Below are 20,699 nucleotides of genomic sequence, written 5' to 3' on the forward strand. Positions count from 1 at the left end.
GAAGCACGCTGAAATCCCCGAAAGCGACTATATTTGGAAGGGAATTCCTTCCCATCGCGCGTGGCTTGGAATATCCGGTCATTGTTGATAAACAGGGTCATCATTACAGGACTTTAGCCAGATGAATGCTCCGGCAAAAACGGAAGATTTCGCGATCCAGGCACCGGCAGGCGTTTACGTCGAGACGGTGACGAGCGTTGAGCATTATACGGATCGGCTCTTCCGCTTCCGCATGACCCGTCCCGCGGAATTCCGCTTCCGCTCCGGTGAATTCGCGATGATCGGCCTGATGGTTGGCGACAAGCCGATCTATCGCGCCTATTCGATCGCCAGCCCCGCCTGGGATGAAGAGCTGGAGTTCTTCTCGATCAAGGTGCCGGATGGCCCACTGACCTCGCACCTGCAGGCGATCAAGCCGGGTGACAAGGTGCTGATGCGCAAGAAGCCGACCGGCACGCTGGTGCTTGATGCGCTGGTTCCCGGCCGCAGGCTCTATATGTTCTCGACCGGCACCGGCATTGCACCTTTCGCAAGTCTGATCCGCGATCCGGAAACCTATGAGAAATTCGAGGAAGTGATCCTCACCCATACCTGCCGCGACGTCGCCGAACTGAAGTACGGCTTTGATCTCGTCGAGGAAATCCGCAACCACGAGTTCCTGAACGAGATCGTCGGCGACAAGCTGCGCCACTATGCGACGGTGACCCGCGAGGACTATCCGTTCAAAGGCCGCGTCACCGACCTGATGGTCAACGGCAAGTTCTTCTCCGATCTCGGCCTGCCGCCGCTCGATCCGGCTGTCGACCGCGGCATGATCTGCGGCTCGACGGCGATGCTGAAGGACACCAAGGAAATCCTCGAGGCAGCCGGGCTGACCGAGGGTGCCAACAACAAGCCGGCCGAATTCGTGATCGAGCGGGCCTTCGTCGGCTGATCCTTTTTTGTGCAGTCTTATCGTTCGAGGGGCGCGCCTGGGGTGCGCCCCTCGTCGTTTGTGGCGATGCGTAGTGGAGCTATGCGTTTGCGGTAGCCCCGCTCTGTCCATTCTGCGTACCGCCCGCCTTCGCCAAGGGTTATCGTGCCGCCGCAAAACTTCATACCGTGTGCGTGCAGCCATGCAAAATAAGCGCACCAAAAACCAAGCCCGCGCTGTCCTGATGTGAGCCCCGCGGGCTCTGCAGGGAGTGCCCGATGAGCCGAGATACCCGAACAAGCCTTGAGAGCAGGATTCGCTGCAAGCCGCTGCGTGATCGCATCGTCACGCCGGAGGCTGCCGCCGCGCTCATTAAGGATGGCATGACGATCGGTATGAGCGGCTTTACCAAGGCCGGTGATGCCAAGGCGGTGCCGCTCGCGATGGCCGAACGAGCCGCCACGGAACAGTTCCGCATCACGCTGTTGACCGGTGCGTCGCTCGGCCACGATATCGACAAGACGCTGACGGAAGCCGGCGTCCTTGCCCGTCGCCTGCCGTTCCAGTCTGATCCGGTGCTCAGGGCCGCGATCAACCGCGGCGAGGTGATGTTCATCGACCAGCATCTCTCGGAAACCGTCGAGCAGCTGCGTTCCGGCCAGATCAGCCCGATCGACTATGCGGTGGTGGAGGCGGTGGCGATCACCGAGGATGGCGGCATCGTGCCATCGACATCGGTCGGCAATTCCGCGAGCTTCGCGATCCTGGCGAAGAAGGTGATCGTCGAGCTGAACCTCAGCCACAGCCCGCAACTCGAGGGCCTGCACGATATCTTCATTCCGGCGAAGCGCCCGAGCCGCACGCCAATCCCTGTCGTTGCCTGCGACAGCCGGGCGGGTTCACCCTACATCCCGGTCGATCCTGAAAAGATCATCGCGATCGTCGTGACGGAGAAACAGGACAGCGCCGCGCGCATCTCGCCGCCGGATGCCGAAACAAAGGCGATTGCCGGCCATCTGATCGTCTTCCTGCAGGAAGAGGTGGGCAAGGGACGCCTCGACATGACGCTCAATCCGCTGCAGGCCGGCATCGGCGTGATCGCCAATTCGGTGCTGAGCGGTCTCGTCGACAGCCCGTTCCATGATCTGCGCATGTATAGCGAGGTGCTTCAGGACAGCACTTTCGAACTTTTCGAGGCAGGGAAACTCAGTTTCGCCTCGGCATCGTCGATGACACTGAGCAGCGCCTGGGCCGACCGGGTGTTCCGCAACATCGGCGCCTACAAGGACAAGCTGGTCCTCAGGCCGCAGGAGGTGAGCAACCATCCGGAGATCATTCGGCGCCTGGGTGTCATCGGCATCAACACGGCGCTCGAATTCGATATCTACGGAAACGTCAACTCCACTCACGTCGGCGGTACGGACATGATGAACGGCATCGGCGGTTCGGGCGATTTCGCGCGCAACGCCTTCCTGTCGATCTTCGTCGCCAAGTCGGTTGCCAAGGGCGGAGCCATTTCATCCGTCGTGCCGATGGTATCCCATGTCGACCACACGGAGCATGACGTCGATATCCTGGTGACCGAGCACGGGCTTGCCGATCTGCGTGGCCTGGCGCCGCGCGAGCGCGCGCCCGTCGTCATCAACAACTGTTGCCATCCGGCCTATCGTGAATTGCTTTCCGACTACTTCGAGCGTGCAGTCGCGACCCGTGGTGGCCAGACGCCTCATATCCTTGAAGAGGCTTTCGATTGGCATGTGCGCCGTCTGAAGACCGGAAGCATGATGCCAACGGCGTGATGCATCGCTTGAAGGCATGAGTGCGAAGAAATTATTGTCAAAGCAAATGGTTGTGGTGATTTCTTCGCACGTGTGCGACCGGTCCTCAGGCGTCTGACAGATAGTTCATCAATTCCGTCATGGCCGCGGATGCAGTTGGAGCATCACCTCTTTCGATCGCATCGATCACGGTGACGTGGCGGCGGACCGACCCAGCCATCTTTTCCGGAGAGGAGGACGCAAACCAGATGCGGCGCGCATGGGTCTGCAAAGGTGCCAGCGCCGCGGTCAGGAAGCGGTTGGGGCAGGCCTCCTCCATCAGTTCGTCAAAGACCTTGTCGGCCACGAGGAAACCCTCCATGTCGCCTGCGTCGAGGCAGGCGGCCATCTCCGCGCCGCAGGCTTTCATCGCGCTTCGGTCATCAGCATTCGCGTGCGTCGCGACCAGAGCTGCCGCAAGCGGCTCCAGCTTCTGCCGAGCCTGCATGACATGGACCTGGTCGTCGGGACGGATCGTGGTGATCTGCAGGCCGACGCGCGGGCGCACGTCCATCAGGCCCTGCCAGGCGAGCTTTTGGATCGCCTCGCGAACCGGCGTTCGGCCAAGCCCCGCGAGCTCGATCAACCGTTTTTCGGTGACCAGGGCGCCGGGCTCGAGCTTCAGTGTCACGATGAGCTGTTCGAGCGCGAGGTAGGCGAGGTGCGCTTGGGATTGCAGTGACATGCCGTTCCTTTGCTTCTGATATATCAGGAACTTGCACAATTTCTCATAGGGAGGCAAGCAAGGCGATCGTCGCATCCGAGTATCGTCTTTCAAGCTGATGCGAGCCTTGAGGAAGGTAAATGAGCAAGCGCTCAAAAATCACGAATTTCAAAGGCATGAATAAAGGAAGCTCATCAGCCGTTTCCAGCGGGAATGATGTTGACGAACGGTAAGGGGCTTGTCAGTCTTTCCCTTGGCAACAACCGTCTGACGTCGGCGTTGAGGGGCGCAGGATGCAAGTGGGCGCGTTTCTGGTCTGGTCGCTGATGGTGTTTGCGGGGCTGCTGGCCGTGCCCGCGGTCAGCCACACCAACGCATTGACGACATTCTCCCTGATGGCGTCGTCCGCCGCTTTCGTCGGCATGGCGATCGCGCAATTCATGGCGGCGCGCCCGCCATTCGTTGAAGCCTTGTTCGGCGGTCTCGACCGCGTTTATCACTTCCACCGCAGGATCGGCATCTCCGTGCTGATCCTGATCCTCGTCCATTATTTTCTAAAGCCCGATTTCAAGGGGCTTGCACTGACGAGCGGCCTGAACCACCTAGCCGCCTCGGCCGGGAAATATGCCTTCTATGGTTTCGTCGTCCTGCTGGTTCTCAGCATCGTCAAGGTCATCCCGAGGACAAAGATAGAGATTCCGTACCACCTCTGGCGATACACGCACCGCCTGATCGGTCTGCTCTTCGTTCTCGTCGCTTTCCACCAGATGTTCATCAAGCGTCCCTATGACGGCACCGCGATGCTTGCGGTCTATCTGAACGTTTTTGCCGCTCTCGGCATTCTGAGCTACGCCTATACCCAGCTTCTGCCTTGGCTCAGAACGCGCGGCTACGAAGTTTTCGATGTCGCCAGGGAGGACGGCGCGACCGTGATCGCGGCGCGGCCACTCGGGCGTCGCCTCCGCGCGAAGCCGGGGCAATTCGGGTTTCTGCGCGTGATGAAGCCGGGCCTTCGGGAGCCGCACCCGTTTACGATCGCCGGCATCGAGGCTGACGGCATCGTCCGCTTCGCGATCAAGCCGCTCGGGGACTATACGCAAGCGCTTCGTGACAATATCGCGGCTGGTGATCGGCTGAAGCTCGAAGGCGGCTACGGCCGCTTCAATCATCGTCGTGGAGGCAAGAAGCAGATCTGGCTTGCCGGCGGCATCGGCGTTACGCCGTTCCTGGCGATGGCGCGGCACCTGAAGGGCGACGAAGGGCAGCAGATCCATATGGTCTATTGCGTCCGCGACCGCCGCGAGGCGATCGGCCTGGAAACCTTCGAGGCGCAGGCGCGCACGCTCGGAAACTTCAGTTTCGTCCTGCACGACTCCTCTGCGGATGGACGCCTGGACGCGGCCAAGCTGGCAACCGGAAGCGTGATCGATCCGTCGGAGGCCGACCTGTGGTTCTGCGGTCCGCCGCCGTTGAGAGAAGCAATCGTCAAAGGCTTGAAGGAACTCGGCAAGAAACCGAGGCGAATCGAGTTCGAACGGTTTCAGTTTCGATAAGCAGCAGATTTTACGATTGATTTTTTGATTGAGGAGAGGGTTTCATGCGCGGTCTGCGGAGAAGGCTGGAGAGCGTCTCGCGAAGAGCCGGCCCCGGCACGGGATCATTGGCCTTGTCGGCGGCGGTACTGCTTGCCATCTCGCTTTGTCCCGCCCTTACAGAAGCACGCGATGCCTTCGCCAATGACGCGTTTTCGACCTACAAGGCGAATGTGGAAAACGGCCAGTACATGTTCAACGCTGCGGGCTGCGGCGCCTGTCACGGATCCGGCGACAATACGGAACTGCTTTCGGGCGGCATGGAGATGAACACCGCGATCGGCACCTTCTATGCGCCGAACATTTCTCCGCACGCCAACGGTATCGGCGGGTGGACAAACGCGCAGTTTCTGAACGCGGTGCTGGTCGGCCTCGATCGGGAAGGAAACAACCTCTACCCGGTCATGCCCTACACGTCCTATGGCGGGATGAAGCCGGAGGATGCGCTCGACATCAAGGCCTATATCGAAACACTGCCGCAGTCGGATGCCGCCTCGAAGGAACACGAGATCGCCTTCCCCTTCAGTCGCCAGACGACAATCACGCTCTGGAAGCGCAGCCACTTCACCGTGCCGGGCTATCAACCACGGGAAGAGACGCAAGCCGAGCGCGGTCGTTACCTCGTCGAGAATGTCGGCGCTTGCGGCGACTGCCATACGCCGCGCACGACCACTTATGGCCTCGATCTGGAGCGTGCCTACCAGGGTGAAAAGGATCTGACGGGCGCGGTTGCGCCTGACATCAGCAAGGCGAAGATGGCGGGCCTTGCTTCGCCCGAGGTCTTCACCAGGGGCCTGATCGACGAAGGCAAGAAACTCTCAGGCGCGCCAGTCAGCGATCCCGTCATGCGGCGCATCGCCAAGGGCCTGAGAGTTTTGACGGAGGACGACCGGCGGGCGATCTACGCCTTTCTTTCCGACCGTGAAGTGAAGGCGCCGGCGCCGGTGGCGCAGTCTGTGACCGCCGTCTGCAAGGAAAGCACGGCAGCGGAAGCGCTCGGCGGCGACAATGCGGCGCTGGCGCAGCAGGCGGATGCCTTCATCGGCAAGTATTGCCGCAACTGTCACGGACCGGGCGAAAGTTCGCAGGGGAGCTACCCGGCCGGCGATCTCGCCTCGATCGCCGCCGATGCCAATTTCGTGACGCCGGGCGACGCATCGAAGTCGCGTCTCTATTCGACTGTCGTCAGCGGCCGCATGCCGCTCGGCAAACGGCCCTCGGCCGAAGAGATCAAGGTGCTGGAGGACTGGATCAACGCGCTGAGCGAGAAAAGCCTGCCGCAAACCGCAGCGACCAAGCCCGGGCGCGCGCGCCCGATGTTGACCTACGGGCAGTTCGTCGAGGCGGCGCTGAAGGACATAGGGTCTGTCAGCGAACGCGATCGTCCGTTCATGCGCTATTTCTCCTATCGCGACCAATATAACGGCATGATGGGCTGCGAGGACGGCCAGACCTTCATGAAGCGCATGGACGTGCTCGCGGGCGGCTTCAAGAAACTGCTGAATTCGCTCTCCTATGGATCGAAACTGGTCCTGCCGACGGAGGTCGACGGCACCAGCGGGCTACTGGTGCGCGTCGATCTGCGCGAGTTGCAATGGGAGGCTGCGGACTATGACTTCCTGATCAAACGCTATTTCTATGGCATCGATCCGCAGAGTGACCCGTCACTGGCGGCGCTTTCCAGGGAGACGGCCACGCAACTGCCGATCATGCGGATCGACTGGTTCATGAGCAATGGCGCCAGGCCGGAGATCTACAATCGGCTGATGAGGCTGCCGACCCAGATTGGCGAGCTCGAGGCGCGCTTCAAGATCGACGTCGCCGGCAACATCCGCCGACGCGACGTCCTGCGCGCGGGCTTCGCCGATGGCTCTTCCGGCGTATCCGACCACAACCGCATGCTGGAGCGGCACGACATGCCCTTTGGCGGCTATTACTGGAAATCCTACGATTTCGGCGGTGACGTCGGCAAGCAGGTGCTGAAGCGGTTCCCGCACGGGCCGAAGGAACTCGCCCCGCTCGATGCGGGTCTGGTGCCGTTCGAACATGATGGCGGCGAGATGATCTTTTCGCTCCCGAACGGATTGCAGGGGTACTACTTGTCGACCGCGGCGGGCAAACAGCTTGATGTTGGCCCGACGACGATCGTGTCGTTCCGCAAGCGTCCGATCGGCAAGGGCGTCGAGATCATCAATGCGCGTTCCTGTGTCGATTGCCATGCCGACGGTATCCTGTCGAAACGCGATCAGTTGCGGGAGCATATCGAGACATCGACGCTTTTCAGCCAGGATCAGCAGGACGTTCTGCTCGCCATGTATGTGAAGCAGGAGGAACTGGACGAGGCCTATCGCAAGGATCGCGAGCGCTTCGTCGCCGCCCTCAAGGCGCTCGGCGTCACCGAGCCGACGCCCGATGGCGGCCTGCAGAGCAGGCATGCGCCGGGCGATGCGGAGATCATCACCTACTTCGCGGACAAATACGAAGACGAGCTCGACTTTGACGGTTTGGCGGCAGAGTTCGACATGACGCCGAAGCAATTCTCCGACGCTATCAAGCGCGTGACGAACACCGATGTCCTGCGCCTGGGGCTCGACTGGGTGACGACCCTGGAAGCCGGCGGAACGATCCCGCGCCATGAGGTCGAACAGCAATATGCCTTGCTGCTGGAACCATTGCTCCAGCGCCGTCCCCTGGACACGGCGGCGATCGTCGTTGCCGGTGCCGATCAGTCGTTGGAGGCGAAGCCACAATCGATCGCGGTCGCGGTGCCCGATTATCGCAAGGAGAAAGCGGAAGCTGGCGACAGGCTCGCGCTTGCACTGAACGTGAAGTCGACGACGGCGAAGGTCGGCGATCAGCTTTCCTTCGAGCTCAGTGCCAATCAGGCCTGCGAGTTGCAGATCCTCTATGTCGAGGAGAACGGCAATGTCGAGGTCATCCCGGATGTGATGATTGGCAACACGACGCTGCAGCCGGGCGAACGGCGCCTGATCCCGCAGCCTGGGACAGGCACACTCACCTTCGACACGCCGGCACCATCCGAGTCGATGTTGGCTTTCTGCCGTGTCGGCGGGCTTGGCGATCAGAGGCTCACCGTGGAGAAGGCGCGCGACTACGTGGCGACGTCGCGGTTGCCGCCGACGAGGGGGCTGGCGATCAATCTGGCTAAGCAGGCCCAGGGCGATGCCGGAGCCAGCAGCGTTCAGATGGTGACGTTCGAGATCAAGGATTGACGGGCGAACCATGGCAACGGTGATGACATCCCTCATTCTCGCGTCGGCACTGGCGCTGCCTTTCGCCTTGCCCGCGACGGCCTGCGATGGCCTTCGCCAGGCGTCCGAGGCGCTGAACCGCGGCGACGAGGCGGCAGCGCGTGCAGCGGTCGATCCCGAGCGCTTCGCGGGATGTTCGGCGACTGAGATCGCGCTGACGCGTCGGATCGCGGCACTGGCGACCTTCAACCGTGTCGTGGCCGCCGTGGGCCAGGGCGCCAAGCTCGAAAGCTTCGAAGGCGACCTGACGACTGCGAGCAGGGACGCCGGTGGCCCCTGGCAGATCCTCGATGCTCTCGGCGACATCAACCGGGAGCGCCGGGACTATGAGGCGGCGGCGACCTATTATCAGCAGGCGCTGGAAGATACGGCGAACGAAGAGCTGACACCTGATTGGATGGCGCCGGACAAGGACTACATCCTGCGGCTGGACAGGCTGGCCTCGGAGATGCGGCTTGCGGCAGCCAAGCCCGTCAAGCTCGCGGCGCGCGGCGCCTGCAAGTTCTCCTACCGCGGCATATCGATCAGGAAGAAGGCCACGCCGGTGCGTTACGTCTTCGGCACCGCCGAGTTCACGCCCGAGGGATTGCAGTCGGCAAAGGATCTTTTCGAATGCCTGAAATCGGCGAAGCCGCCGACAATCACGCTGATTGGTCATACCGATCCGGTTGGCACGACAGAGGCGAACAAGGCGCTGTCGATCGCGCGCGCCGAGGCATTGGCGAAGTACCTCGTCGATGCCGGCTATCCGGGCACCTGGACAGTCGTCGGCAGGGGTGAGGAAGAGCCGTTCAAACCGGACGATCCGCGCGCCTATGACGAGATGATGCTGCACCAGCTCGACAGGCGGGTGGAAGTGGATGTGGGGAACTAGCGGTGCTGCACAGGATCCTGCTTTCGACGGCTCTCTTGCTCCTGCCGGTAGCTCCCGTCCTCGCCGCCACGTCGGCGCTTGTCGTCGGGATAGATGCCTATCCCCATGAAGTGAGCCTCGACGGCGCGGTCAAGGATGCACGCGATGTCGCGCAGGCGTTAAAGGCGGCCAATGTCGGCACGATACGGCAGTTCATCAACGAGCAGGCGACGAAGGACGCCATTCGCTCCGCCTGGAGCGAACTGGTCGCCGGCGCAGCCCGTGGCGATACGATCGTCTTTACCTATGCCGGGCATGGCGCGCAGATGCCGGAATTGGTCGCCGGCAGCGAGGAGGACGGCCTCGACGAGTTCCTGGAACTGCCAGGCTTCGATAGAAGCCGTGCGGAGGAAACGGGCAAGGAGATCATCGTCGACAACGAACTGAACGCCTGGTTCGCGGAAGCGGAGGCCAAGGCCATTCAGGTTCTGTTCGTTTCCGACAGCTGCTTTTCCGGTGGCATGAACCGATCCATATCCGGCAAGACGCGGCTTGCGCCGATCGTGCGAGCGAAAGTACCTCCGCCATCCGAGGCGGCGCTCAACGGCGCCAAGGTGAAGGAGGCGGAACTGTCGCGCGTGACGATCCTCGCCGCGTCGCTGGAAAGCCAGCCGACTCCGGAAGTGGTAATCGGCGGAGAGCCGCGCGGGGCCCTGAGCTGGAGCTTTGCCCGGGCTCTCGAAGGCGCTGCCGATCGCGACGGCGATGGCCGGATCTCGCGCATCGAACTCGAGGACTACGTCTTCTCTAACGTCAAGCTTCAGTCGGAAGCCCTGCAGGTGCCGAACTTTACGCCGCAATTGCCGCGCTCCGACAAGGAGATTGTTCTGTCGCTGCAGCGCAGTGCAACGATTGACACGACCGCGACCGGCGCGGCCAGGACGAGGCTGAAATCACCGCGTGACATGGGGTGGACGGGGAAACTGGCATTGAGCGTCACCGGTGCGGCGCCCCCGCTCAACAATCTGGACGGCAAGGGCGTGCCCTACCGCTGGGATGCGGCGACCGGCGTGTTCTATACGCCGAACGGCGATGTCGCCGGCGAGCATATCGCGCCGGAAATGCTCCAGGGCGCCGTCGACAAGTTCATCCTGGTCGACTTCCTGAAAACCTTGGCGGCGCAGAGCCCTGGCAGCGTTTCGCTGACACCGCTCAAGGACATCTATGCGGCAGGGGACCGTCTCAATTTTAAGGCGACGCAGGGCGACTACGCCAACATGCTGGTTTTCAATCTGGCGAATAACGGTGAAGCGCAGCTTCTCGATGCGCAGATCGCCGGCAGCGGCAGCCATGCATTTCAGCTTCAGGGCCTGGAGGTGGTGAAACCCTTCGGCGCCGATCATCTGGTCGTCATTTCGACCGATGCGCCGATCGACGCCATTGCGGCCGCCTTCTCCAACTCCAAGCTCGATGCCGCGGCGCTTCTGCGCCTTCTTGAGACGCGACTGGAAGGCAGCGACAGCACGGTCGCCATCCAGCCGCTTTACACGAGGGAGCGGGGCCAATGAGCGCGCATGGCAAGTCATGGCGTGCGGTGCTTGCTGTGATGACATGTCTCGCCTTGCACGCGGGTCCTGCCACAGCCGGCGACCGGGCCTTGCTCATTGGTGTCGGTAGCTATCCGAGCCTGCCGCCGCAGTTCGCGCTTCAAGGTCCGAAGAACGATCTCGGGGCAATGCAGGGCCTGCTGATGGGCAGGCTCGGTTTCGACGCGCCCTCGATCCGTGTTTTGAAGGACGAACAGGCGACGCGAGCGGAGATACTCTCATCGATGAACTCGTGGCTCGTCGATGCAACCGAGCCCGGCGATCGCGTCTACATCTATTTTTCCGGCCACGGCCTTCAGGTGAAGGATGCGGATGGTGACGAGGCGGATGGACTGGACGAGGCGCTGGCGCCTGTCGATATCGTGTCCGGCGAAACCGATTGGCAAGGCGCGATCCTCGACGACGAGATCGACCAGGTCCTGGAGCGGTTGCAGGGGCGGGCGGTGACGATGGTGATCGACGCTTGCCATTCCGGCCCGATCTCTCGCTCGCTCTCCGACGATATAGCAGCGAGCATCGAGGGCGCTCGTTTCCTGCCACGCCCGCATGCCAAGCCGTTTGAGCAAGCGCTGACGCGCGGCCTCAGGATCGATCTTGCCGTCGTCGATAAGCCGAAGCTCGCGGAAGCGGGTGTGACCGTCTGGAGCGCGGCTGCGCCATACCAGGTCGCCTGGGACGATGTGCGGCTTCCTGTTGAGGGGCGCCACGGCGTGTTCACGGCCGCGTTCATTGCTGGCCAGACCGGAAATGCCGCCGATGCGAACGGCAACGGCTTGACGAGCAACGCCGAGCTTCTCGAGTTCGTAAAGGCGCAATCGACCGCTTACTGCGCATCGCAGGACAAATGCGGCAATCTCGATCCGCAGTTGGAAAGCAAGGCGCAGGCTTTTGGTGAGAGCGCGGTCGTGCCCGAAAAGTTGGCTGCAAGTGGCAACGGGCAGGGGGCTTATCTGCAAGCTCGCACTCCGAACCTAGCCCACCCCACTCATCAAGACGCCAATGCCGTCAACGCCGTGAGCGACATCATCGGCAAGACAGAGACCGGAGATGTCAGGATTGCCATAGACCGACCGACAACCATGAAGGCCGGCGACGTTTTCAAGCTGACGGTAACCAGCCGCACCAGCGGCGACCTGCTGCTCTTCGACGTGAACAGCCAGGGCAAGGCGACGCAGATCTTTCCGAATGAGTTCGCGCAGAAGATCACGCCGCTTGCGCCAGACGTGCCGCTGACATTGCCGGATGAATATTACGGCTTTGATTTTGAGGCGTCGGGTGCGGGCGAAAACGTCCTCGTCGCATTTGTGGTCAGCGATGCCGTCGATTTGAGCGGCATTGCGCCGAAAGCCCGTGGGCTGAAGGTCGAGCTGAATGCCCGGGAGGCGCTTGGCGACATCGTTGCGCGATTGCAGAAGACCTGGGCCGATGATCTCGACACGCGCGGTATTCGCTGGTCCGTCGGCACGTTGCGCTATCGCGTGGAATAGGATGACGATCCGATCGCTGAAAATGAAAACGCCCGCCTGATCGAGGCGGGGCGTTTCTCTCGGACGGCTCTCCGTCCGGAATTGGTTTAGTGCAGGATCTGGCTGAGGAACAGCTTGGTGCGCTCGTGCTGCGGATTGTCGAAGAACTCGGCCGGCGAGTTCTGCTCGACGATCTGGCCCTGGTCCATGAAGATCACGCGGTTGGCGACCTGGCGGGCGAAGCCCATTTCGTGGGTCACGCACAGCATGGTCATGCCTTCTTCGGCCAGGCTCACCATGGTGTCGAGCACTTCCTTGACCATTTCCGGGTCGAGTGCCGAGGTCGGCTCATCGAACAGCAGGATCTTCGGCTTCATGCACAGCGAGCGGGCGATCGCCACGCGCTGCTGCTGACCGCCGGAGAGCTGGCCCGGATATTTGTTGGCCTGTTCCGGAATCTTGACGCGCTTCAGGAAGTGCATCGCGATTTCTTCCGCCTGCTTCTTCGGCATCTTGCGGACCCAGATCGGTGCAAGCGTGCAGTTTTCCAGGATCGTCAGGTGCGGGAAGAGGTTGAAGTGCTGGAACACCATACCGACTTCGCGGCGCACTTCATCGATCTTCTTCAGGTCGTTGGTGAGCTCGATGCCGTCGACGACGATCTTGCCCTTCTGGTGTTCTTCCAGCCGGTTGATGCAGCGGATCATCGTCGATTTGCCGGAGCCTGACGGGCCGGCGATGACGATGCGCTCGCCCTTCATGACCTTCAGGTTGATGTCACGAAGGACGTGGAAGTCCCCGTACCATTTGTTCATTCCGGTGATTTCGACTGCAACATCCGTTGCAGATACAGTCATTTTGGAAGCAGTGGCGGTATTTGCCATGCGGTCCTCCCCTCATTTTATCGTTTATGGGCCGTGTCGAGCACGCGTTCCATGAAGCCTGAATAGCGCGACATACCGAAGCAGAAAAGCCAGAATATGAAGCCAGCGAAAATTAGACCCGAGATCGGCGTGACCGAGGAGGCCCAGTTTGCATCGGTGAAGTTGAAGCGAACGATGCCGAGCAGATCGAACATGCCGATGATCGAGACCAGCGACGTATCCTTGAAGAGGCCGATGAAGGTGTTCACGATACCCGGGATCACCAGCTTCAGCGCCTGCGGCAGCACGATCAGGTTCATCTTCTGCCAATAGCTGAGGCCAAGGGAATCGGCCCCTTCATATTGTCCCTTGGGAATGGCCTGCAGGCCGCCGCGCACCACCTCAGCCATATAGGCGGAGGCGAAGAGCGAGACACCGATCAGCGCGCGCAGGAACTTGTCGAAGGTGACGCCCTGCGGCAGGAACAAGGGCAGCATGACGCTGGCCATGAACAGCACCGTGATCAACGGAATACCGCGCACCAGTTCGATGAAGGCGGTGCAAAGCATCTTGATCACCGGCATATGTGATCGTCGGCCGAGGGCCAGGAGAATGCCGAAAGGCAGCGACACCGCGATGCCGACGAAAGAGAGAATGAGCGTCACCATCAGGCCGCCCCAAAGCGGCGTTTCGACGAAGGTCAGCCCAAACCAGCCGCCCGGAAGCAGGATCAGGGAAACGACGGGCAGCACCGCAAACAGCAAAATGGCGTTGATGCTCTTGTAAGGGAGCTTCGGCATCAACATCGGCACGAGGAAAACTATGAAGAGGATTCCGACAAGGGTCGGCCTCCAGCGTTCGTCGAGCGGGTAGCGCCCGTAGACGAACTGATCGAGCTTCGCATTGACGAAAGCCCAGCACGCGCCGCTCCAGCCTTCCGGCTGCGAGCCGCCCTGCGCAACCGTGGCGCAGACACCACGCCCGCCTCCGGTCCAAGCGGCGTCAAGGAAGAGCCATTGGATCGCCGGCGGCAGGAGCCACGCGAGCGCAAGCGCGGCGATGATGGTGAGCACCATGTCCTTCGGCGTGGCGAAGAGGTTTTGGCGCAGCCAGTGGACGATGCCGCCTTCTGCGATCGGCGGAGCCGAAGCTTCGATCATCGAAGCCCGGACGAAAGTTGCCTGGTGTGTGCTCATTGTCTTATCTCTCCACCAGGGCCATGCGGGCGTTGAACCAGTTCATGAACAGCGATGTCGCCAGGCTCAGTGACAGGTAGACGACGATCCAGATCGTGACGATCTCGATCGACTGACCTGTCTGGTTGAGGATCGTCCCGCCGACGGCGACGAGATCCGCATAACCGATCGCGACGGCGAGCGACGAGTTCTTGGTGAGGTTCAGATACTGGCTGGTAAGCGGCGGAATGATGATCCTCAGCGCCTGCGGAACGACAACGAGTCGCGTCGTCAGGCGCGGCCGGATTCCCAGTGCGTGCGCGGCCTCGGTCTGTCCCTTGGAAACGCCACGAATACCGGCGCGCACGATCTCCGCGATGAAGGCCGCAGTATAGAACGAGAGCGCCAGATACAGCGACAGGAACTCCGGTCCAATGACCGAACCGCCGGTGAGGTTGAACTTTCCGGCAATCGGAACGTCGAAGGTGATCGGCGATCCGCTCGCAAGGAATGTCAGCAGCGGCAGGCCGACGAGGAGACCGACGACGGTCCATAGAAGCGGGAAGCGCTGTCCGGTTGCTTCCTGCTTCTTGTGCGCGTAACGCGCCACCGCGAAGCTTGCGACGATCGCGACGACGAAGGCGAAGAGCGTGAATTGCCAGCCATCACCGAGGATCGGCCTCGGAAAGGCGAGACCGCGGTTGTTCAGGAACATGTTGAGCGGCAGCGCCGCCGATTCGCGCGGCTGAGGCAGGATCGCCAGGACGCCGCTGTACCAGAAGAAGATGACGAGCAGCGGCGGGATATTCCGGAACACTTCGACATAGGTGAGCGACAACTTGGCGATCAGCCAGTTGTGCGACAATCGGCCGATGCCGACCGTAAAGCCGATGATGGTGGCCGTGACGATACCGCAGATCGCCACGAGCAGCGTATTGAACAGGCCGACGAACAGCGCGCGCTGATAGGTTGAATCGCTGGTATAGGCGATCAGCGATTGTCCGACGTCGAAGCCGGCGCGCCCCTTCAGGAAGGCATAGCCGGAGGCGATGTTCGCCCGTTTGAGGTTCTCGATCGTATTGTCGGCCACCCAGTAGACGAAGGCCGCGAGAACGACGAGAGTGAGTACCTGATAAAAGATGCCACGGACCTGCGGGTCGTTGATGATCGACCCGGACGTTTTGCTTTTCTCAGGCGTAGTTGTGACGCCAATCGCCATACAATGCCTCTTTCCCCTTTTCACCCTTTTGGGTGTTTTTATCGTTGGGATGGGGAAGCGGTGGTCCGCTTCCCCAGTCGTGTCAGATCGCTTTAGCGGACCGGCGGTGCGTACTGGATGCCGCCCTTGTTCCACAATGCGTTGAGGCCGCGCTCGATCTTGAGAGGGCTGCCGGCGCCGATGTTGCGGTCGAAGACTTCGCCGTAGTTGCCGACGGCCTTAATGATGTTCACGGCCCATTCGTTGGTCAGGCCGAGGTCGGTGCCGATCTTCGAGTCAGCTTCGACGCCGAGGAAGCGCTGGACGTCCGGGTTCGTGGACTTCTTCATTTCTTCGACATTTGCCTGGGTGATGCCGAACTCTTCGGCCTGGATCAGGGCGTAGTGGACCCAGCTGACAATGTCGAACCACTGGTCGTCACCCTGGCGAACGGCCGGACCAAGCGGCTCCTTCGAGATGATCTCCGGCAGAATCATGTGATCGTCGGGCTTCGACAGCGTCAGACGCAGCGAATAGAGACCCGACTGGTCGGTGGTGTAAACGTCGCAACGGCCAGCGTCATAGGCGGCGTTCACTTCTTCGAGCTTTTCGAAGACGACCGGATTGTACTGCAGGTTGTTGGACTTGAAGTAGTCGGCAAGGTTGAGTTCGGTGGTGGTGCCGGTCTGCACGCAGACGGCCGCGCCCGAAAGCTCGAGGGCCGACTTGACGTTCAGGCTCTTGCGAACCATGAAGCCCTGGCCGTCATAGTAGTTCACCGGGCGGAAGTTGAAGCCGAGCGCGGTGTCGCGGTTGATCGTCCAGGTGGTGTTGCGGGCAAGGACGTCGACCTCGCCGGACTGCAGTGCCGGGAAGCGTTCCTTGGCCGAAGTGGGCGTGTACTTTACCTTGCTGCCATCCGCGAAGATCGCGGCGGCGATTGCCTTGCAGTAGTCAACGTCGAAACCGCTCCAGTTGCCCGAAGCATCCGGTGCCGCGAAGCCGGCAAGGCCGGTGTTCACGCCGCACTGGACAAAGCCCTTGGCCTTCACGTCGTCAAGGGTGGCGCCGGAAGCCGCCTGTGTGCCAATCCCCATGACAGCAGCGCCAACGAGAGCTGTCAGAATTCTTCTTGCCATTTTTAGAACCTTTTTCTGTTGTCGTTAGTTCCCGCCTGCACCGCCGCCTCTCCTGGCGCGTGCAGTCTCCGCCACCCTCCTGGCGCGAGTACAGGCTATCTCATGCTCAAATTCCATGAGGGTCAAGAGAGGCTGCCGATTTTCTGATTTTGCATGTGAAAAACTCGAAACAAGCCAGAAAGTTAGGCAGTTCTTGGGGGAAGCGAGCGGGCGCTGGACGAAAAATCGCCAAATGCCCGCCAATAACTGCCAAAACGACACTCCATGATTTTTGCCACTTGACCGCGGTTGTAGCTCATTCGAAGAGTTTCTCATTCGAAATTAGAAGCGGAACATGCAATGGCAGACAGCGGCAATGTGAATGGCAAGAGGGGCATCAACACCCGTCTCGCTCATAGCGGCAACAATCCCTCCGACTATTTCGGCTTCGTCAATCCGCCGGTGGTGCATGCGTCCACCGTGCTGTTTCCCAATGCGAAGACGATGGAAACGCGCGCACAGAAATACACCTACGGGACGCGCGGAACGCCGACCACGGATGCGCTTTGCGACGCGATCAACGAGCTCGAAGGTTCCGCCGGGACGATCCTGGTGCCCTCGGGTCTGGCTGCGGTGACGGTGCCGTTCCTCGCTTACCTTTCAGCGGGCGACCACGCGTTGGTCGTCGATTCGGTCTATTTCCCGACGCGCCACTTCTGCGACACGATGCTGACGCGTCTCGGCGTCACCGTCGAATATTACGATCCGATGATCGGTGCGGGTATCGAATCGCTGATCCGCCCGAACACGCGTCTGGTGCACACGGAAGCGCCGGGCTCGAACACGTTCGAGATGCAGGACATTCGTGCGATTGCCACTGCCGCCCATCGCCATGGCTGCGTCGTGACCATGGACAATACCTGGGCGACGCCGGTCTATTTCAAGCCGCTTGACCATGGCGTCGACGTATCGATCCATGCGGCCACCAAATATCCCTCCGGGCACTCGGACGTGCTTTTCGGCACCGTGTCGGCGAACGCTGCGCATTGGCCGGCATTGACGGAGGCGATGGTCACGCTTGGCGTCTGTGTCTCGCCGGACGACAGCTATCAGATCCTGCGCGGCCTCAGAACCATGGGCATCCGTCTCGAACGCCATCAGGAAAGTGCGCTGACGCTGGCGAAATGGCTCGAAACGCGGGACGAAGTCGCGCGCGTACTGCATCCGGCGCTGCCAAGCTTCCCCGGCCACGAACTCTGGAAGCGTGATTTCAGCGGCGCGAGCGGCATCTTCTCCTTCGTCCTGAAGGCGGAAAGCCCTGATCGTTTCAAGGCCAAGGCGCACGCTTTCCTCGACGCGCTGAAACTGTTCGGGCTGGGTTACTCCTGGGGCGGGTTCGAGAGTCTCGCCGTTCACGTTGGCCTGGGAGATCGCAAGGTCGCGCTGGCGCCGACGGAAGGGCCGGTCATCCGCCTGCAGATCGGCCTCGAGGATGTGCCGGATATCCGCCGCGACATCGAAGCGGGATTAGCGGCCGCGAACGCCGTCTGACGAAAAGGGCGCCGCGACCATTCGCGGCGCCTTGCCGCCATCGATTATTGAAGGCTGGAGGCTTCGCCGCGCGTCTTGTCGGACTCGCAAAGGTCGCCGCCGCAGACTTGTTTGCTGCCTGTCTTCGCCCTCGAATCGAGGTCGATTTAAGGAGAGATACGGTAGCGTCGGAAACTAGGGTCGCTGGGCGCCGTAGCCGTAGAGCCAGTCGAGGTCGGCGGCGAGCGCGTCCGGTCCCTTGAGTTTCAGGACGATGTCGCGGCCGAGGCGCACGGGCCCCCGGGCATGGTAGGCGAAGTGATTGAATGCCGCACGCCGCCGGACCCGGGCGATGCGTGGCCGGCGTTTCGCTTCGAATGTCGCCAGCGCCTGTGGGACATCGGTGCCGGTGGCCAGGCAGTCGGAAAGCTCGAAGGCATCCTCGATTGCCATGGCTGCGCCCTGTGCCGCAAAAGGCGTCATCGCATGCGCCGCATCCCCGATCAGCACGGTCTTGCGTCCGTCCTGCCAGGCGCCGTCGTCCACGGTGCACAATGGCCAATAGCTAGGAGCCGCAGCCATTTCGAGCAGCGAACGTATGCCTGCATTCCAGCGTGAGAAAGCATCCAGACAATCCTGGCGCCGCTCGTCCGAATCCTTGCCGATCCAGATGGCGTCGGTCTCCTTGCCCTCGATGATCGCGACGAGATTGAAGCCGTCAACTTCCCGCAACGGGTAGGCGACGAGATGGGCGCGAGGACCGAGGAACGCCGTCACCTGGTTCGGTTTGAGGAGGCCTGGGGCCGCATCGCGCGCGAGCGTCATGCGCCAGGCGACGTTGCCCGAGAAGCTGACGCGGCCGGCACCGGGTACGCTGTTGCGCAATCGCGACCAGATCCCGTCGGCGCCGACGATGATGTCCGGGCGGCGCCCCGTCAGTTTTGCGATCGTCCGCTCGTCAGGAGTATCGATCTGGTGCCCAAGCTGCAGGCGGCAGTGAGGCTCGGCCTCGACGGCGGAAAGCAGGACCTTCTGCAGGCTGGCACGATGCATGACGGCATAGGGGGCATGCCAGCGGCGGCGGGCGAAAGCGCCAGCCGATACGCTGGCCAGAGGGCTCAGGGTTACGCCATCGACCAGGCCGATGTGCTCGGGTTCACTCCAGTAGCCTTCGAGCTTCGCAAGAAGGCCGAGCCCGATAAGAATACGCGAGGCGTTCGGTGACAGTTGCAGGCCGGCGCCGACCTCGGTCAGTGCCTCGGCTCGCTCGATGATGTCAACCTCGAAGCCGCGGCGGGCGAGGCACAAGGCGGCCGTGAGCCCGCCGATACCGGCGCCGATGATCGCGACAGCGCGCGACATCGTGGCTCGTCAGGCGGCTTTGTGGGCGAAGAGGCAGCCGAGCGGATTGGTTTCCGTGGCCTTCAGTTTCGGATTGTAGCGATAGAGCGTGGAGCAGTAGGAGCAGACCTTTTCGTCGTCGTCGCCCATATCGATGAAGATGTGCGGGTGATCGTACGGAATGGACGCGCCGGTGCACATGAATTCCTTGACGCCGATTTCGATTGCCTGATGTCCGCCGTCGTTCTGGAAGTGCGGGATGCTGTGGCCGGCCATGTCATGCTCCGATGAATGCAAGTCTGAAAGTTGCCGGCACCATAGTGAGCTTTGCTGCAAAAGTGTAGCGGCAAACACGCCGCAGCTGTGGTTTTTGCCGGGGCGGGGTTTCACTCGCCAGGGCGACGAACTAGGTTGCACCGGATCGATACCCCTAGGATGATAAAGATGGATCTCAATCCGCCGCCGTTTTCCCGCTTTACCCACGAGGGCCTGGAGATAGCCTTCTTCGACGAAGGTGATCCAGCCGGCGCACCCGTTCTGCTCATTCACGGGTTTGCCTCGAGCGCCAACGTCAACTGGGTGTTCCCGGGCTGGCTGAAGACGCTGGGCGATGCCGGTTACCGGGTGATCGCGCTCGACAATCGCGGGCATGGCATCAGCAGCAAACCCTATGATCCAGCACTCTATCATCCGCAGCAGATGGCGGGTGACGCCGTAGCGCTTCTGGGCCATCTCGGCATCGCCGAGGCGCATGTGATGGGCTATTCCATGGGCGCCCGCATCTCCGCATTTCTGGCACTTGCGCATCCCCACCGGGTGCGCTCTCTGGTCTTCGGCGGCCTCGGCATCGGCATGGTGACAGGGGTAGGGGATTGGGACCCGATCGCCGATGCCCTGGTGGCGCCCTCTCTGGAGGTCGTGACCCATGCGCGCGGCCGCATGTTCCGCGCCTTTGCCGACCAGACCAAAAGCGACAGGCAGGCGCTTGCGGCCTGTATCTCGACATCCCGTGATCTGCTGACGGCCGAGGACATGGGGCGCATCGACGTGCCCACCCTGATCGGCGTCGGGACGAAGGACGACATTGCCGGCTCGCCGCAGGAACTGGCGGCGCTGATGCCCAATGCGCGTGCGCTTGATATTCCGGGCCGGGACCATATGCTCGCGGTCGGGGATCGGGTTTTCAAGAAGGCCGTACTCGAGTTCCTCGAGGAGGTTGACGGAGAGCACCTTAGGCTTGCCCGCTCCTGAGCTGCTCGACCGAGAGTGGAACTGGGGCCGGGCCATTTA

General features: G+C 61.6%; 16 protein-coding genes. 9 read left to right on the forward strand and 7 right to left on the reverse strand.

Annotated elements, in window-relative coordinates:
• The first annotated feature begins 121 nt into the window (after nt 1-121).
• Together ACQ5BM_RS24310 and ACQ5BM_RS24315 are read left to right on the forward strand one after the other, a co-directional pair.
• The gene (locus ACQ5BM_RS24310; protein ID WP_173516359.1) at nt 122-934 is read left to right on the forward strand and encodes a ferredoxin--NADP reductase; all 813 of its coding nucleotides are present in this window, start codon (nt 122-124) and stop codon (nt 932-934) included.
• A gap of 257 nt (nt 935-1,191) precedes the next feature.
• Nucleotides 1,192-2,712, forward strand: coding sequence for an acetyl-CoA hydrolase/transferase family protein (locus ACQ5BM_RS24315; protein WP_429816926.1), 1,521 nt, complete (start codon nt 1,192-1,194; stop codon nt 2,710-2,712).
• Nucleotides 2,713-2,797: 85 nt separating this feature from the next.
• Here the strand turns inward: ACQ5BM_RS24315 and ACQ5BM_RS24320 are convergent, their stop codons facing one another.
• Nucleotides 2,798-3,415 carry a GntR family transcriptional regulator gene (locus tag ACQ5BM_RS24320; RefSeq protein ID WP_429816928.1) on the reverse strand — a complete coding sequence of 206 codons (618 nt, stop codon included), beginning with the start codon at nt 3,413-3,415 and terminating at the stop codon, nt 2,798-2,800.
• 272 nt (nt 3,416-3,687) lie between these two features.
• Between ACQ5BM_RS24320 and ACQ5BM_RS24325 the strand changes: the two genes are divergently transcribed.
• The 5 genes from ACQ5BM_RS24325 to ACQ5BM_RS24345 are packed head-to-tail and all read left to right on the forward strand — an operon-like array spanning nt 3,688 to nt 12,205.
• Complete coding sequence (locus ACQ5BM_RS24325; protein ID WP_429816930.1) at nt 3,688-4,947, forward strand: ferredoxin reductase family protein; 1,260 nt, start codon at nt 3,688-3,690, stop codon at nt 4,945-4,947.
• A 44-nt stretch (nt 4,948-4,991) separates the two neighbouring features.
• Nucleotides 4,992-8,219, forward strand: a complete 3,228-nt coding sequence (locus tag ACQ5BM_RS24330) for a c-type cytochrome (RefSeq protein ID WP_429816933.1) — start codon at nt 4,992-4,994, stop codon at nt 8,217-8,219.
• Nucleotides 8,220-8,241: 22 nt separating this feature from the next.
• A complete protein-coding gene (locus ACQ5BM_RS24335; RefSeq protein ID WP_429816935.1) occupies nt 8,242-9,132 on the forward strand; it encodes an OmpA family protein in 891 nt (296 codons plus the stop codon).
• A 2-nt stretch (nt 9,133-9,134) separates the two neighbouring features.
• Nucleotides 9,135-10,679 carry a caspase family protein gene (locus ACQ5BM_RS24340; RefSeq protein WP_429816938.1) on the forward strand — a complete coding sequence of 515 codons (1,545 nt, stop codon included), beginning with the start codon at nt 9,135-9,137 and terminating at the stop codon, nt 10,677-10,679.
• Complete coding sequence (locus ACQ5BM_RS24345) at nt 10,676-12,205, forward strand: caspase family protein (RefSeq protein ID WP_429816941.1); 1,530 nt, start codon at nt 10,676-10,678, stop codon at nt 12,203-12,205. Before ACQ5BM_RS24340 ends, ACQ5BM_RS24345 begins: the two co-directional genes overlap by 4 nt.
• An 86-nt stretch (nt 12,206-12,291) precedes the next feature.
• On the opposite strand, the gene ACQ5BM_RS24350 is transcribed toward ACQ5BM_RS24345, so the two are convergent.
• The 4 genes from ACQ5BM_RS24350 to ACQ5BM_RS24365 form a co-directional block, all read right to left on the reverse strand.
• On the reverse strand, nt 12,292-13,068 hold the full coding sequence (locus tag ACQ5BM_RS24350) for an amino acid ABC transporter ATP-binding protein (protein WP_113537665.1): 777 nt from the start codon (nt 13,066-13,068) through the stop codon (nt 12,292-12,294).
• 17 nt (nt 13,069-13,085) lie between these two features.
• Nucleotides 13,086-14,243 (reverse strand): amino acid ABC transporter permease, encoded by a 1,158-nt coding sequence (locus tag ACQ5BM_RS24355; protein ID WP_429816944.1) that lies wholly within the window; start codon nt 14,241-14,243, stop codon nt 13,086-13,088.
• Nucleotides 14,244-14,247: 4 nt separating this feature from the next.
• Nucleotides 14,248-15,441, reverse strand: coding sequence for an amino acid ABC transporter permease (locus ACQ5BM_RS24360; protein WP_429816946.1), 1,194 nt, complete (start codon nt 15,439-15,441; stop codon nt 14,248-14,250).
• 92 nt (nt 15,442-15,533) lie between these two features.
• Entirely contained in the window at nt 15,534-16,559 is a 1,026-nt protein-coding gene (locus ACQ5BM_RS24365; protein ID WP_429816948.1) for an amino acid ABC transporter substrate-binding protein, read from the reverse strand.
• Nucleotides 16,560-16,898: 339 nt separating this feature from the next.
• Here ACQ5BM_RS24365 and ACQ5BM_RS24370 point away from each other — a divergent pair, with 339 nt between their 5' ends.
• Nucleotides 16,899-18,089 (forward strand): cystathionine beta-lyase, encoded by a 1,191-nt coding sequence (locus ACQ5BM_RS24370; protein ID WP_429816950.1) that lies wholly within the window; start codon nt 16,899-16,901, stop codon nt 18,087-18,089.
• 174 nt (nt 18,090-18,263) lie between these two features.
• Here the strand turns inward: ACQ5BM_RS24370 and ACQ5BM_RS24375 are convergent, their stop codons facing one another.
• Nucleotides 18,264-19,430: an FAD-dependent monooxygenase gene (locus ACQ5BM_RS24375; RefSeq protein WP_429816953.1), complete on the reverse strand. Its 1,167-nt coding sequence runs from the start codon at nt 19,428-19,430 to the stop codon at nt 18,264-18,266.
• Between the two features lie 9 nt (nt 19,431-19,439).
• Nucleotides 19,440-19,685, reverse strand: coding sequence for a zinc-finger domain-containing protein (locus ACQ5BM_RS24380; RefSeq protein WP_429816956.1), 246 nt, complete (start codon nt 19,683-19,685; stop codon nt 19,440-19,442).
• A 168-nt stretch (nt 19,686-19,853) separates the two neighbouring features.
• On the opposite strand from ACQ5BM_RS24380, the gene ACQ5BM_RS24385 reads away from it, so the two are divergent.
• A complete protein-coding gene (locus tag ACQ5BM_RS24385; RefSeq protein ID WP_429816959.1) occupies nt 19,854-20,660 on the forward strand; it encodes an alpha/beta fold hydrolase in 807 nt (268 codons plus the stop codon).
• The last annotated feature ends 39 nt before the right edge of the window (nt 20,661-20,699 follow it).

This window comes from Ensifer sp. B1-9, from assembly GCF_050474445.1.
GTDB lineage: Bacteria > Pseudomonadota > Alphaproteobacteria > Rhizobiales > Rhizobiaceae > Ensifer.